At 64.3% G+C, this 13,183-nt stretch carries 15 protein-coding genes; 4 read left to right on the plus strand and 11 right to left on the minus strand.

The window, feature by feature from the left end; all coding sequences use genetic code 11:
• Positions 1 to 63 precede the first annotated feature (63 nt).
• Complete coding sequence (locus NMB43_RS13630; protein WP_494348710.1) at positions 64 to 1,797, minus strand: PHA/PHB synthase family protein; 1,734 nt, start codon at positions 1,795 to 1,797, stop codon at positions 64 to 66.
• 185 nt (positions 1,798 to 1,982) lie between these two features.
• Here NMB43_RS13630 and NMB43_RS13635 point away from each other — a divergent pair, with 185 nt between their 5' ends.
• A complete protein-coding gene (locus NMB43_RS13635) occupies positions 1,983 to 2,432 on the plus strand; it encodes a universal stress protein (protein WP_494348711.1) in 450 nt (149 codons plus the stop codon).
• A gap of 48 nt (positions 2,433 to 2,480) precedes the next feature.
• On the opposite strand, the gene NMB43_RS13640 is transcribed toward NMB43_RS13635, so the two are convergent.
• The 10 genes from NMB43_RS13640 to queG form a co-directional block, all read right to left on the minus strand.
• Positions 2,481 to 2,702: a hypothetical protein gene (locus tag NMB43_RS13640; protein WP_494348712.1), complete on the minus strand. Its 222-nt coding sequence runs from the start codon at positions 2,700 to 2,702 to the stop codon at positions 2,481 to 2,483.
• A 70-nt stretch (positions 2,703 to 2,772) separates the two neighbouring features.
• Positions 2,773 to 3,288 (minus strand): FixH family protein, encoded by a 516-nt coding sequence (locus NMB43_RS13645; protein WP_494348713.1) that lies wholly within the window; start codon positions 3,286 to 3,288, stop codon positions 2,773 to 2,775.
• 8 nt (positions 3,289 to 3,296) lie between these two features.
• The gene (gene ccoG, locus NMB43_RS13650) at positions 3,297 to 4,757 is read right to left on the minus strand and encodes a cytochrome c oxidase accessory protein CcoG (protein ID WP_494348714.1); all 1,461 of its coding nucleotides are present in this window, start codon (positions 4,755 to 4,757) and stop codon (positions 3,297 to 3,299) included.
• A 74-nt stretch (positions 4,758 to 4,831) separates the two neighbouring features.
• A complete protein-coding gene (ccoP, locus tag NMB43_RS13655; RefSeq protein WP_494348715.1) occupies positions 4,832 to 5,728 on the minus strand; it encodes a cytochrome-c oxidase, cbb3-type subunit III in 897 nt (298 codons plus the stop codon).
• Positions 5,729 to 5,734: 6 nt separating this feature from the next.
• Positions 5,735 to 5,917 carry a cbb3-type cytochrome oxidase subunit 3 gene (locus tag NMB43_RS13660; protein WP_494348716.1) on the minus strand — a complete coding sequence of 61 codons (183 nt, stop codon included), beginning with the start codon at positions 5,915 to 5,917 and terminating at the stop codon, positions 5,735 to 5,737.
• Positions 5,918 to 5,931: 14 nt separating this feature from the next.
• Positions 5,932 to 6,543 carry a cytochrome-c oxidase, cbb3-type subunit II gene (gene ccoO, locus NMB43_RS13665; protein WP_494348717.1) on the minus strand — a complete coding sequence of 204 codons (612 nt, stop codon included), beginning with the start codon at positions 6,541 to 6,543 and terminating at the stop codon, positions 5,932 to 5,934.
• Positions 6,544 to 6,556: 13 nt separating this feature from the next.
• Positions 6,557 to 7,978, minus strand: a complete 1,422-nt coding sequence (gene ccoN / locus NMB43_RS13670) for a cytochrome-c oxidase, cbb3-type subunit I (protein WP_494348718.1) — start codon at positions 7,976 to 7,978, stop codon at positions 6,557 to 6,559.
• A gap of 514 nt (positions 7,979 to 8,492) precedes the next feature.
• A complete protein-coding gene (ccoS, locus tag NMB43_RS13675) occupies positions 8,493 to 8,696 on the minus strand; it encodes a cbb3-type cytochrome oxidase assembly protein CcoS (protein WP_494348719.1) in 204 nt (67 codons plus the stop codon).
• On the minus strand, positions 8,696 to 9,013 hold the full coding sequence (locus tag NMB43_RS13680; RefSeq protein WP_494348720.1) for a DUF2322 family protein: 318 nt from the start codon (positions 9,011 to 9,013) through the stop codon (positions 8,696 to 8,698). The genes ccoS and NMB43_RS13680 overlap by 1 nt, the downstream gene beginning before the upstream one ends.
• A gap of 60 nt (positions 9,014 to 9,073) precedes the next feature.
• Positions 9,074 to 10,138, minus strand: a complete 1,065-nt coding sequence (queG, locus tag NMB43_RS13685) for a tRNA epoxyqueuosine(34) reductase QueG (RefSeq protein ID WP_494348721.1) — start codon at positions 10,136 to 10,138, stop codon at positions 9,074 to 9,076.
• Between queG and tsaE the strand changes: the two genes are divergently transcribed.
• From tsaE to NMB43_RS13700, 3 genes are read left to right on the plus strand one after another with little or no spacing between them, the layout of a single operon-like run.
• On the plus strand, positions 10,130 to 10,651 hold the full coding sequence (gene tsaE / locus NMB43_RS13690; protein ID WP_494348722.1) for a tRNA (adenosine(37)-N6)-threonylcarbamoyltransferase complex ATPase subunit type 1 TsaE: 522 nt from the start codon (positions 10,130 to 10,132) through the stop codon (positions 10,649 to 10,651). The genes queG and tsaE overlap by 9 nt on opposite strands.
• A complete protein-coding gene (locus NMB43_RS13695; RefSeq protein WP_494348723.1) occupies positions 10,618 to 11,973 on the plus strand; it encodes an N-acetylmuramoyl-L-alanine amidase in 1,356 nt (451 codons plus the stop codon). The genes tsaE and NMB43_RS13695 overlap by 34 nt, the downstream gene beginning before the upstream one ends.
• On the plus strand, positions 11,973 to 13,160 hold the full coding sequence (locus tag NMB43_RS13700) for an alpha/beta hydrolase family protein (protein WP_494348724.1): 1,188 nt from the start codon (positions 11,973 to 11,975) through the stop codon (positions 13,158 to 13,160). The genes NMB43_RS13695 and NMB43_RS13700 overlap by 1 nt, the downstream gene beginning before the upstream one ends.
• Positions 13,161 to 13,183: the final 23 nt, after the last annotated feature.

Consider the following 13,183-nt stretch of genomic DNA (forward strand, 5'->3'; position numbering starts at 1 on the left):
ATCCTTCGTCTGTCGTGGCCCATGTCAGCGTTAACGGCAAGCCGGTCGGCATATTGAGGCGGCTCAGGATTCCAGTACGTAGCTTCCGGGTGCAGCCTGCAGCGCCTTGTAGCGCACAGAGGAGGTCGCTGGTGCGTCGCGCAGGGGGCCGGCCTGGGGCTTGAGCCAGCTCATCCAGTCCTCCCACCAGGAGCCGGGCTGCCAGGCATGGCGTGCCTCCCAGGCGCTGCAGGTGTCGGTGCGATGCGCCTCGCCCGCGCGGTAGCGGCGCTTGGGCGGCGTCACCGGCGGGTTGACGATGCCCAGGATGTGGCCTGAGCTGGACAGCACGAAGCGCTTGCTGCCACGCACATGGTTCATGACCCGGAAGGATTGCCGCCAAGGCGCGATGTGATCGTCGTCCGCAGTCACGGCGTACAGCGGCTGGCTGACGCGCTCCAGGCTGATCGACTGCCCGGCCAGTTGCAGGGCATCGGGCTGGATCAGGCGGTTGTGCAGGTACAGCTCACGCAGGTACCAGCTATGCATGCGGGCCGGCATGCGGGTGGTGTCCATGTTCCAGTACAGCAGGTCGAAGGGCGCCGGTTTCTCGCCGTAGAGATAGCTGTGGACGAAGTAGTGCCAGATCAGGCTGTTGGAGCGTAGCAGGCGGAACGAAGCCGCCATCTGGCGGCCATCTAGGTAGCCTGTGTCCTGCATGGCCTGGCACAGGTAGTCGACGCTGGCGGGATCAATGAAGACTTCGATGTCGCCCGGATGCGAAAAGTCGGTGAGCGTGGTGAACAGCGTCCAGTGCGCCACCGGCTGCGCGTCTGCGGGGTAGTGGCCGGCGGCCCAGGCCATGTAGCAGCTCAGCGCCGTGCCGCCGATGCAGTAGGCCGCCGCGTGCACCTGGCGGGCCCCCGACAACTCCCGCGCCACCGTGACGATGGCATCGATGCCCTCGCGCAGGTAATCCTCAAATCCAACATCCGCCATGTCGGCGCCGGGATTCTTCCAGCTTGTGATGTAGACGTCGAAGCCCTGCTCCAGCAGATAGCGCACCATGCTCTTCTTGGGCGTCAGGTCCAGCACGTAGAACTTGTTGATCCAGGGTGTGACCACCACCACCGGCACGGCGTGCACGCGGGCCTGCATGGGGGTGTAGTGGATGACCTCCAGCAGGCGGTTACGGAACACCACGGCACCGGGCGTGGTGGCCAGATTCTCGCCAACACGGAAGTCGCTCGGGTCAGTCATGCGGATGTCGCCGGCGGCGAGGTCGGCCTGGAAGTTCTCGAAGCCGCGCCGCAGGCTGTCGCCCCGCGTCTCCAGCGCCAGCCGCTGGGCGACCGGATTGGTCCACAGGCAATTGGTCGGCGCCATCGCGTTGAGCGCCTTGCGCCACCAGAACGCGGCCCGCCGGCGCTCCTTGCCGGACAGGCCCGGCGTGTCATAGAGCATGTCCTGCACATGGCGCGTGAGCAGGAGGTAGGACTCCTTGAGGATGTCCCACGAGGCTTGCTCGGTCCAGGCCGGATCGGCGAAGCGCGTGTCGTCGGGCTGCGGCACGACCGGGTCGGTACTGGGGACGCCAAGGGCCCGGCGCCAGGCATGCATGCCCACCGCGTAAGCATCGAGCGCAAAGCGTGCACCGTGCTCGGCCAGCTCCTGCGGATGCAGCAGCCAGGCCATGTGGGCATGCATCAGCGGCGTCACCATGCCCATCGGGTCGATCGTAGCGCCGACCTTTTCGCGCCAGGCATGCGAAAAGGGCAGGATCGGCGCGGCCAGATGCTCCGGTACGACAGAGTTCATTGTCATTCCCCCATGGCAGTGACGGGTGGCCGGCCCGGAAACATGCCCAGCCTCTTCTGATCTTAGCGGACGCATTGCCAAACACGGCCCCGGGGCTTGCCCTGAGTCAAGCCGTTCCGCCATGGAGGGAATCCGTGATCCACATCTGGCGCCGGAGGGTCTAGAACTGAAGCAGGAGGTGCCCCATGTACAAGCACATACTTGTTCCCACCGACGGTTCCGAACTGTCCAAGCACGCTGCGCGCAAGGCAGCCGAATTCGCCCGTTCGCTCGACGCGAAGATGACCTTCCTGTACGTTCAGCCAGACTTCCCGCGCCCCATCGTCGGCGAGGGCGCGCTGATCGCACCGGAGGGCCGGGAGGAATTCATGCGTGGCACGGAAAGCCAGGCAGCCCGCATCCTCAGCGATGCGCTTGCGATCGCCCAGGAGCTAGGGGTCAAAGCCAGCAGCCACACCGAGGTCAACGACTCGCCGCATGAAGTGATCATCCGCAACGCGGAGTTCTACGACTGCGACCTGATCTTCATGGCCTCGCACGGCCGTCGCGGCCTCGCCGGCCTGTTGCTCGGTTCGGAAACCCACAAGGTGCTGACCCACTGCAAGATTCCGGTGCTGGTGTACCGCGAATCCTGAGTGCCGGTGTCAGACATGCCCCTCGCCCGGCCACCGCCGGGCGGGGGACTATTCGCCCCCGCTCTGCGCGAAGTAGAGCGTCGCCAGGCTGGCGCTGGCGCACAGGAACCAGAAGGCAAAGAAGCCGATCGAGTAGGTCGCGAGCGCTGAAAAATGCACCGGCTGCCCCAGCAGGTAGAGTTCCTGCGGGTTGACCAGGGTGAAGAACACGATCTCGGCCACCCCGGCGACCAGGAACGAAGGCCACAGCACAAGAATCCACTTGTTCATCCCGCCCCTCCTCCGAGTAGGACATCAATGAGGCCATGCCGATGCGCGCCGCGCAACCGGCGGCGCAGCATCAGGACGCGCCAGGCTGCAGGATGACCGGTTCCTGCGCGGGGAGTCGGATCACACCATGCAGACGCCATCCCGTCTGCGGATCGGCCAGCACCAGACTCCAGCGACCACCTTCCAGGGCAGGCAATGCGCCCTCGTAACCCTGCGCCCCGCGCTGCAGTTGCAGTTCGCGGTCGGCCCCGGCCTGCATCGGATTGACCAGGGTGAGACGCAAGCCGTCGGCCAGCGCCACACCTTCACGCGCCTGCAGATTCAACAGCACCCGCCCCTGCGTAAACCGCAGTTCGCCTCGCAACCCCATGCTGGCCGCCAACTGTTCGGCTGCGATGCGCTTGTTGATGCCCAAGCCGTCCTTGTAGTAATCGTCGGCCACCAGGCCGTCGAAGCTGCGCACCGCCAGTATCAAGGTGATGATGCCTGCGACGACGGCGGTGGCCGGCAGGCTGATCAGGAACCAGGGCCAGGCCTGTCGGTACCAGGGAAGCACGGTCTCTGCCGCGAGGGGGCGCTGTGTCATGGGATGCCTCAGGGAACGATGAATACCGCTTTCTCACGCAGGAATTCCTCTGCGTGAGCCTGCGATTCGATTTCGAAGAAAATCTTGTGCGAGCCGCGCTGCGCCGTATCGACCGGCACCCGTACGCGCACCGTCGCCGTGCGGTTGGCCGCGGGCCCGACCTCGAAACGCGCCTCACCATCGAGCTGGATGTCCTCCAGACCACTCACCGCGACATGAAGTTCGCGCGGCGACTCGCTCATGTTCATGAGCTGCAGGATGTAGACGTTCTCGATCAGCCCGCCTTCGACTTCACGCGCCAACGTCGTCCGGTCCTTGATCACATCGACGCGGATCGGCAGGCGCACGGTGAGCCCCCATACGAAGGCGATGATGATGGCCCACAAGATGGCGGAGTAGATCAGCACGCGCGGCCGCAACACATGCCGCACGATCTCGCGCATGCCCCAATGCTGGCGCAACGCGTTCTCGGTGGAGTAGCGGATCAGGCCGCGCGGGTAGTCCATCTTGTCCATCACCTGGTCGCAGGCGTCGATGCAGGCTGCACAACCGATGCACTCGTACTGCAGCCCCTCGCGGATGTCGATGCCGGTCGGGCAGACCTGCACGCAGATGCCGCAGTCGACACAGTCCCCCTTCCCTTCCGCCTTGTAGTCGCTTCCCTTGCGGCGCGCACCACGCGGATCGCCACGCTCGGCGTCATACGTGATGACCAGTGTGTCCGGGTCGAACATCACGCCCTGGAAACGCGCGTAGGGGCACATGTACTTGCACACCTGCTCGCGCATCACGCCAGCCATGAGATAGGTGAAGCCCCCGTAGAACAGGACCCAGAAAATCTCCCAGCCGCCGACCTCGAAACGGGCAATCCCGGGTATCAGCTCGCGGATCGGCGTGAAGTAGCCGACGAAGGTCAGCCCCGTCCACAGCGACAGCGCGACCCAGGCCGCATACTTGCCCGCCTTGCGCGCAAACTTGCCAGAGCTCATCGCCTGGTCGTCGAGCTTCATGCGCTTGGCGCGATCCCCCTCGAAGACCTGCTCGATCCAGATGAAGATTTCCGTATAAACAGTCTGCGGACAGGCATAGCCGCACCACAGCCGCCCCGCCACCGCAGTGAACAGGAACAGGGAGTAAGCGGAGATGATCAGCAGGACGGCAAGGTAGAAAACGTCCTGCGGCCAGAACACCCAGCCAAAGATGTAGAACTTGCGCTCAGCCAGGTGGAACAGCACGGCCTGGCGGCCATTCCATGGCACCCAACACAGTCCGTAGAAGACGAGCTGGGTCAGCCACACCAGCGCCCAGCGCCAGTTGGCGAAGAGGCCGCTGACGGCACGCGGGTAGACCTTCTTGCGCACCTCGTACAAGGCATCATCTTCCGCCGCCTGGATCGGAATGACCTTCTTGGGACGAACCTTGGGCTTGCTGGCCGGATCATCGGCGCGGGCTGGCTCATTGGATGGCATGCTTGCTCCACAAACACACAGGCCGACACATGGTCGGCCTGTGTGCGCTCTCTATCAAGACAGGATTTGCCGCATTACTTTTTGGACAGGCCCAATACGTAGCCGGCCAGCAGGTGCACCTTGGCATCGCCGAGCAATTCCTTGAACGCTGGCATCTGGTTGTTGCGCCCCTTGGTCACCGTCTCGATGATGGTGGCCTCGGACGACCCGTACAGCCAGATCTTGTCCGTCAGATTGGGAGCGCCCAGCGCCGCCATGCCCTTGCCCTCAGGGCCATGGCAGGCAACGCAGTTGGCCGCGAACAGCTCCTTGCCACGTGCCGCACGCAAAGAGTCGTGCGCCAAGCCCGACAGGGAGCGCACATAGTTCGCCACGTCCTTGGTTCCATCACCACCCAGCGCCGCGCCCAGCGGGGGCATGACACCATTGCGGCCACCCGCGATGGTGGTCTGGATGGTGGCCGGTTCGCCGCCGTACAGCCAGTCAGCATCGGTCAGATTGGGGAAACCCTTGGCCCCGCGCGCGTCGGCACCATGGCACTGCGCGCAATAGGTCAGGAACAGCCGCTGACCGGTCGCCTGCGCCTCAGGATCGGCCGCCACCGCCGCCAAGTCCAGCTTGCTGAACTTGTCGTAGAGCGGAGCCAGGCGCTCCTGCGCCGTCTTCACCTCGGTCTGATACTGACCCACGGAGCTCCAGCCCAGGCTGCCCTTGGACGTCCCCATGCCGGGGTAGAAGATGACGTACACCACGCCAAAGACCAGCGTGCCCCAGAACAGGTAAAGCCACCAGCGCGGCAAGGGGTTGTTGTACTCCTGCAGATCCTCGTCCCACACATGCCCGTGTAGTTCGACCGGGCCGGGCTTGCGCTTGGTCATGTTGGTGGCCAGCACCACTGCGCAGTACAGCAGGCTCAGGATCAGCAGGCCAGCCACGTAGTAGTGCCAGAAATCACTGACGAAATCACTCATGATGGGTCATCCCAATTGGTTGCGGCCGTCGCGCGTGGCGCCCGGCTCTTCGTCTTCATCCGCAAAGGGCAGGCGGGCGGCCTCGTCGAATCCGGGGGCGGCCTGCTTGCTGTAGGCCCACCAGCAGATCGCCAGGAAGCACAACAAAGCCAGCGCCGTCAGGACGGAACGCAGCAGATCGATATCCATACCGCCCTCCCCGCTTACTTGATGCCCTTGATCGCAGTACCCAAGCCCTGCAGGTAGGCAATCAGCGCATCCATCTCGCTCTTGCCCTGCAGCGCAGTGGGCGCCTCGGCGATCTCGGCATCGGTATAGGGCACACCCACCATGCGCAGGGCCGCCATCTTCTTGCCGATGTCATCCGACTTGACGGGGCGTTCCAGCCAGGGGAAGGCCGGCATGTTGGACTCCGGCACCACGTCGCGCGGATTCAACAGGTGAACCCGGTGCCACTGGTCCGAATAGCGCCCGCCCACGCGCGCCAGATCCGGTCCGGTGCGCTTGGACCCCCACTGGAAGGGATGGTCGTAGACGAATTCGCCGGCCACCGAGTAATGCCCGTAGCGCTCGGTCTCGGCACGGAAGGGGCGGATCATCTGCGAGTGGCAGTTGTAGCACCCCTCACGGATGTAGATGTCGCGCCCAGCCAGGCGCAGCGGGTCGTAGGGCTTGACCCCCGCCACCGGCTGCGTGGTCGACTTCTGGAAGAAAAGCGGAACGATCTCCACCAAGCCGCCGACGCTGACCACCAGCAGGGTCAGCACGATCAGCCAGGTGACGTTCTTTTCAATGATCTCGTTGTTCATCTTCATGCTGATTCTCTCCTCAGTGCGCCGCGGCCGGTGCCAGGACCGGCGCATCCACGGCCTTCTGGCCGGCGATGGTGCGCACCATGTTGTAGAACATGAGGAACATGCCACCCAGGTACAGCACCCCGCCCAACAGGCGGATGGTCCAGAACGGGTAGCTGGCCTTCACGCTCTCCACGAAGGAGTAGCTCAGCGTGCCGTCGGCGTTGAAGCCGCGCCACATCATTCCCTGCATCACCCCGGCGATCCACATCGACGCGATGTACAACACCACGCCTGCGGTAGCGATCCAGAAGTGCCAGGTGATCAGCTTGGTCGAGTACATCTCGGTCTTGCCGTAGAGACGCGGCAGCAGGTAGTAGACCGCGCCGATCGAGATCATCGCCACCCAGCCCAGTGCGCCGGAGTGCACATGGCCGATGGTCCAGTCGGTGTAGTGAGACAGCGCGTTGACCGTCTTGATCGACATCATCGGCCCCTCGAAGGTCGACATGCCGTAGAAGGACAGCGAGGTGATCAGGAACTTGAGGATCGGGTCGGTGCGCAGCTTATGCCAGGCGCCCGACAGCGTCATGATGCCGTTGATCATGCCGCCCCAGCTTGGAGCCAACAGGATCAGCGAGAACACCATGCCCAGCGACTGGGCCCAGTCCGGCAGCGCGGTGTAGTGCAGATGGTGCGGGCCGGCCCACATGTAGGTGAAGATCAGCGCCCAGAAGTGCACCACCGAGAGGCGATACGAGTAGACCGGACGGCCTGCCTGCTTCGGCACGAAGTAGTACATCATCCCCAGGAAGCCGGCGGTCAGGAAGAAACCCACCGCGTTGTGGCCGTACCACCACTGGATCATCGCGTCCTGCACGCCGGCGTAGGCCGAGTAGGACTTCCACAGGGTGACCGGCACTTCGGCTGAATTCACAAGGTGCAACAGCGCGACGGCCAGGATGAACGCGCCGTAGAACCAGTTCGCCACGTAGATGTGGGGCGTCTTGCGCTTGGCGATGGTGCCGAAGAACACCACCGCATACGACACCCAGACCAGCGTGATCGCAATGTCGATCGGCCACTCCAGCTCAGCGTATTCCTTACCGGTGGTGTAACCCAACGGCAAGGTGATGGCGGCGGCCACGATGATCGCCTGCCAGCCCCAGAAGGTGAAACTGGCCAGCCAAGGGGCGAAGAGGCGGGTGTGACAAGTGCGCTGGACCACGTAATACGACGTGGCGAACAGCGCACAGCCGCCGAAGGCGAAGATCACCGCATTGGTGTGCAGCGGGCGCAGCCGGCCGAAGTGGATCCATTCGGCGAAGTTCAACTCGGGCCAGACCAGTTGGGCTGCAATGATGACACCGACCAGCATGCCGACAATGCCCCACACCACGGTCATCACCGCGAACTGCCGTACGACTTGGTAGCTGTAAGTCGTCTGGGTTTGCATGTGCGTACCTCAATGTTGGAAGAAAAAACCTGCCCAGCGCTGAGGCCACAGCTCACCACACGGAATGCTGACCATCAGGGGGGATACCGCCAGCATCGACCGCAGTGCTGCGACCAGACCGCCGCCGCGCCCTTCTGAATTGGAGCTGCGTACCACGGCCTGCGCTTGAATCGTCGGCCAGGCCGACAATCACAACCGGAACATACGAGATGCAAACGGACGGCGCGGTTGACGTAGATCAAGCGCCGATTTGTCTTGGCTCAAATCTTAGCATTTGTGCCACAGAGCTGCTGCACCGCAACGGGAAAACGCAGGAATACCCGCATGACATCCGGTGCGTGAACGAGAGAGGAACGTGGGAGACGAGGACGAAAAAAAAGGGTGCGACAAGCGCACCCCCAACCCCAACAGAGAGACTTTGCATCCGAGAACCTTGCGACTCTCGTCTGCTGCCGACGCCCCCGTCGGCATGTGTGCAGTATGCCAAGGGCTCTGGTTTGGGGCTTGATTCAGGTCAAGGCTGCGCGCGGTCCCGATTTTCTTTCTCATCCTCGGGCGCGGGCTGCGCAGGCCGGTCGTCATCGTCCATGATGATGCGGTAGGCCGGCCCTTCCAGATCGTCGAACTGACCGCTGCGCACCGACCACCAGAGGATCAGGCCGATCGCGAAGACCAGCAGCAGTGACAGCGGGATCAGGATGACGAGGCTGTCTTCCATCACACGGCGAAGACGTGCTTGGCGCGCAGGGTCTCGTTGCGCTCGATGAGGCCGATCAGTCGGTCGATGTTGGGATGCTTGCCAGGATTGGCACGCGCATCCTCGGTGTGTTCGGCGTAGAGCTCCAGGCCCTTGGCGGCGGCAGCCGGCGTGATGGCGCCGAAGGTTTGCGCAAGCTGGTTGTAGACGGCCAGCGAGCCAGCCTGTCCCGGTTTGTTCTCGATCAGCGCAACTTCCTTGCCGTCAGCGTCCAGCAGTTGCAGGCCGGAAAGGTGGGACACGCCAGGAAGCTGCTTGAGGTTTTCTGCGAAAGCCATTTTGAGTGAGGAGTGAGGAGTGAGGAGTGAGGAGTGAGGAGTGAGGAGTGAGGGCCAATTCTAGCGGCCGTGCTGCCTTAAAGCCCACTCGACGTGTTCGCGCACCAGGGGCGACGGATCATCGCGCCGCGCCTCCAAGGCCACCACCACCTCGGGTGAGTCAGACGCGTTGCCCAGCCCCACGGCAAGATTTCGTAGCCACGCCTCATAGCCGATGCGATAGATCGCTGAACCGGCCAGGCGCGTCTCGAAGTCCTCGCGCGTCCAGGCGAACAGCTCGGCCAGACGGGCCCGATCCAATCCATTGCGCACGCCGAAGTCCGCCTCCACCGAGGTCTGCGCAAAGCGGTTCCAGGGACACACAAGCTGGCAGTCATCGCAACCGTAGACCCGGTTGCCGATCAGCGGGCGCAAGTCCTCCGGAATGGCCCCCTTCAGCTCGATGGTCAGATAGGAGATGCAGCGCCGCGCATCCACCTTGTACGGTGCGACGATGGCGCCGGTCGGGCAGGCGTCGATGCAGCGGGTGCAGCGCCCGCAGTGCTCCTCCGGCACCGCATCCGGTGGCAGCGCAATATCAAGGAACAGCTCACCCAGGAAGAAGAAGGAGCCCGCCTCACGGTTCAGCAGCAGCGTGTGCTTGCCGCGCCAACCGAGGCCGGCACGCGTCGCGAGTTCCACTTCCAGCACCGGCGCCGAGTCGACGAATACGCGGTGACCACGCGGGCCGACGGTGGCCTGCACACGCTCGGCCAACTTCTGCAGGCGACTGCGCAGCAGCTTGTGATAGTCGCGGCCCTGGGCGTAGCGCGACACGTACGCGGCATCGGGGTCGGCCAGTTGTGCCTCGGCCATGCTGCGATCCTGCTCCGGCCAATAGTTCATGCAGACGGAGACCACGCTCAGCGTGCCGGGCTGCAGCTCGGCTGGACGCGCACGTTTGAGCCCATGGCGGGCCATATAATCCATCTCGCCGTGATTGCCCTCGGCCAACCAGGCCAGCAGGCCCGGCTCGGCACTGGAGAGATCCACGCCCGCCACGCCGGCGAACGCGAAACCGAGTTCGCGCGCCCAGCCCAGTATCTGCGTCTTGAGCGCAGCCACATCGAGAGAAGGTTGATCCACTTGAGTTCCAGTCACGCTGCGGATGATAACGGCGCCCCTCACGCAGGCGACTACCTTGTACGTCTGGCAGATGAGCAGGCCACCGAGCGTTTCGGCGCATCCCTCTCCCCTGTACTTGAGCCCGGCCTGACGATCTGGCTGTCGGGCGACCTCGGCGCGGGCAAAACCACGACCACGCGCGGCCTGCTGCGTGCGCTAGGCCACACCGGCGCGGTGAAAAGCCCGACGTACACCTTGCTGGAACCTTATGTAGTTTCTAGAATCTCACTGTATCATTTTGATTTTTATCGGTTCACTCACCCAGACGAGTTTCTCGATGCAGGCTTGGACGAGTATTTCGATGGCAGCGGAGTGTGTCTCGTGGAATGGGCCGACAAGGCCCTGCCCTACGTGCCGGCACCTGATATCGACATTCACCTGTTCATCGATGGCCCCGGCCGGCGTGTCGAGATGCGCGCCAGCTCCGCAAGAGGGCTGGCATGTCTGAGCCGCTACATCCCGCCCGCCACATGAAGTCTGCCGTTCCTTTGGATGCTCGCCGCCGCTCTCTGTTGAAGGCCGGCAGCGCACTGCTGACCTTGCTCGTCAGCCCGGTCTCGAATGCCGCTGAAGTCCGCCTGATCGCCGTGCGCGTGTGGCCGGCAGCGGATTACACCCGCGTCACGCTGGAAAGCGACGACCTGCCGAAGTTCTCCCAGCAGATGGTCAAGGACCCGGCACGCCTGGTGGTCGACATCGAGGGGGTGGAATTCAACAGCGTGATCCAGAGCCTGCCGGACAAGATCACCGCCAGCGACCCGTACATCAAGCTGATCCGTGCCGGCCGCAACCGCCCGGGCGTGGTGCGCCTGGTCATCGAACTGAAGGCCGAGGTCAATCCGCAGGTCTTCACCCTGCCCCCGGTGGGCAGCTACAAGCATCGTCTGGTGCTGGACCTCTACCCTGCCCAGCCGGTCGACCCGCTGATGGCGCTGCTCGACAAGAACGGTCACATGAAAGAAGAGACCGTGGCCGAGGCACCGGCTCCGGTGGAGCCCGCAAGAATCGACAGTCCGCAGCCGGCCCCGACCGAGCCGGTCAAGCAAAAAAAGCCATTCAATGGCCGCATGATCACCATCGCCCTGGACCCCGGCCACGGCGGTGAGGACCCGGGTGCCATCGGCCGTGGTGGCACCATGGAAAAGCATGTGACGCTGCAGATCGCACGCAAGCTCAAGCAACGCATCGACGCCGAGCCCGGCATGCGTGCGATGCTCACGCGTGATGCCGACTTCTTCGTCCCCCTGGGCCAGCGGGTGCAGAAGGCGCGCACGGTACGGGCCGACCTGTTCGTGTCGATCCATGCGGATGCCTTCATCAAGCCCGAGGCGCGTGGCAGCTCGGTGTTCATGCTGTCGGAGCGCGGCGCGTCGAGTACGGCGGCACGCTGGTTGGCTCAGAAGGAGAACGCGGCCGATCTGGTCGGCGGCGTGAACGTCGGCATCAAGGACGCGCACCTGGCCAAGACCCTGCTGGACCTGTCGCAAACGGCCACGCTCAATGACAGCGCCAAGGTCGCCAAGGCAGTGCTGAAGGAAGTCGGCGGCATCAACCGCCTGCACAAGGGCGAGGTGGAAGAAGCAGGGTTCGCCGTACTCAAGGCGCCGGACATCCCCTCCATCCTGGTCGAGACGGCCTTCATCTCCAACCCGGAGGAAGAGCGCAAGCTGGCCGACGAGGACTACCAGGAGAAGATGGCAAACGCCTTGTTCGCCGGCATCAAACGCTACTTCGCCGGCAACCCGCCCTTGTCCAAGTCCAGCGTCGCGCTGCTCGATTCCCCGCCCACCCGCTGATGCGTCGGGCGCTACCCGGCCTCTTCCTTTTCATCCTGTTGCTGGCCTGGCGGCAGGGCGCGGCGCAGATCCCCGAGCCGGCCCCCTCGCCGGCGCTCAATCCGATGCCGGCCGGCGACATCCAGGAAGCGGTGCGCCGCGTGCCGGTCACCGCGGTCGATCGCTTCGGCAAGGAGTACGCGGCCGACATCCTGGTCACGACCTACAAGCCGGAGGGTGACGGTCCCTTCCCGCTGGTGATCATCAACCATGGCCGCGCCGAGAACCCCCGCGAGCGCGCCGCCATCCCACGCTTCCGCTACAGCTTTGCGGCGCGCTACTTCGTGCGCAAGGGCTTTGCGGTCGCCGTGCCCTCGCGCATCGGCTACGCCGACACCGTGGGCGTGGGCGATCCCGACAACCGTGGCTGGGGCTGCATCGATTCGCGCGGCCTGGTCGAGTCTGGCCTCCGCCAGATTCGCGCCGTCACCGAACATCTGCGCCGCGAAGCCTGGATCGCGCCAGACCGCCTGCTGCTGGTGGGCGAGTCCGTTGGTGGCTTCGTTACGATCCAGACCAATTCATCTGGCATCCCCGGTCTGTTTGCAGGGATCAACTTCTCCGGTGGCAGCAACGGCCACCCCGAGGCGCACCCGGGCAAGCCCTGCGGGGTGCCCGAGATGCTCGCCACCACCACGCGCCTTGCGCGACGCGGCGGCCCGCCGATGCTGTGGCTGTACAGCGCCAACGACAAATTCTTCGGCCCGGCCTTCGCGCAGGACCTGCACCGCGCGTTCCGGCGCGGTGGCGGGCGTGCCGAGCTGCATGTGCTGCCGCCACTGGGCGCAGAGGCGAAAAACGAGGGGCACAATCTCTTCGGGCTGGCCAACGACATGTGGCAACCAATGGTGGACAGCTTTCTCGCCCGCTTCGGCTACACCGTGCCCGGAGCCATCCGCCCGGTGCCGGCCAGCGGCTACGCCGCGCTCGACGATGAATCTGCCCTGCCGCACGTGGTCAACCCGAGGCGGCTGGAGGTCTATCGCGAGTTTCTGAAGATGCCTTCGCCACGCGCACTGGCGATCAGCCCGCAGCATTCCGCAGCCAGCCAGGGCGACGATGCGCCTTCGCGTGCGCTGGCCTTCTGCCAGGCGAGAAGCACTGCACCGTGCCGGCTCTACGCGGTGGATGAAGCTGTCGTGTGGTAGCCCGGATGAGCGCATCGCAGCCC

This window comes from Uliginosibacterium sangjuense (assembly GCF_059132465.1).

Excerpts from the sequence above, each read along its gene's own strand:
- ccoP (WP_494348715.1), bottom strand. The coding sequence starts at position 5,728 with ATGAGTGATTTCGTCAGTGATTTCTGGCACTACTACGTGGCTGGCCTG.
- NMB43_RS13640 (WP_494348712.1), bottom strand. The coding sequence starts at position 2,702 with ATGAACAAGTGGATTCTTGTGCTGTGGCCTTCGTTCCTGGTCGCCGGG.
- NMB43_RS13645 (WP_494348713.1), bottom strand. The coding sequence starts at position 3,288 with ATGACACAGCGCCCCCTCGCGGCAGAGACCGTGCTTCCCTGGTACCGA.
- ccoG (WP_494348714.1), bottom strand. The coding sequence starts at position 4,757 with ATGCCATCCAATGAGCCAGCCCGCGCCGATGATCCGGCCAGCAAGCCC.
- ccoN (WP_494348718.1), bottom strand. The coding sequence starts at position 7,978 with ATGCAAACCCAGACGACTTACAGCTACCAAGTCGTACGGCAGTTCGCG.
- NMB43_RS13695 (WP_494348723.1), top strand. The coding sequence starts at position 10,618 with ATGTCTGAGCCGCTACATCCCGCCCGCCACATGAAGTCTGCCGTTCCT.
- NMB43_RS13660 (WP_494348716.1), bottom strand. The coding sequence starts at position 5,917 with ATGGATATCGATCTGCTGCGTTCCGTCCTGACGGCGCTGGCTTTGTTG.
- ccoS (WP_494348719.1), bottom strand. The coding sequence starts at position 8,696 with ATGGAAGACAGCCTCGTCATCCTGATCCCGCTGTCACTGCTGCTGGTC.
- ccoO (WP_494348717.1), bottom strand. The coding sequence starts at position 6,543 with ATGAAGATGAACAACGAGATCATTGAAAAGAACGTCACCTGGCTGATC.
- NMB43_RS13700 (WP_494348724.1), top strand. The coding sequence starts at position 11,973 with ATGCGTCGGGCGCTACCCGGCCTCTTCCTTTTCATCCTGTTGCTGGCC.
- NMB43_RS13635 (WP_494348711.1), top strand. The coding sequence starts at position 1,983 with ATGTACAAGCACATACTTGTTCCCACCGACGGTTCCGAACTGTCCAAG.
- NMB43_RS13680 (WP_494348720.1), bottom strand. The coding sequence starts at position 9,013 with ATGGCTTTCGCAGAAAACCTCAAGCAGCTTCCTGGCGTGTCCCACCTT.
- NMB43_RS13630 (WP_494348710.1), bottom strand. The coding sequence starts at position 1,797 with ATGAACTCTGTCGTACCGGAGCATCTGGCCGCGCCGATCCTGCCCTTT.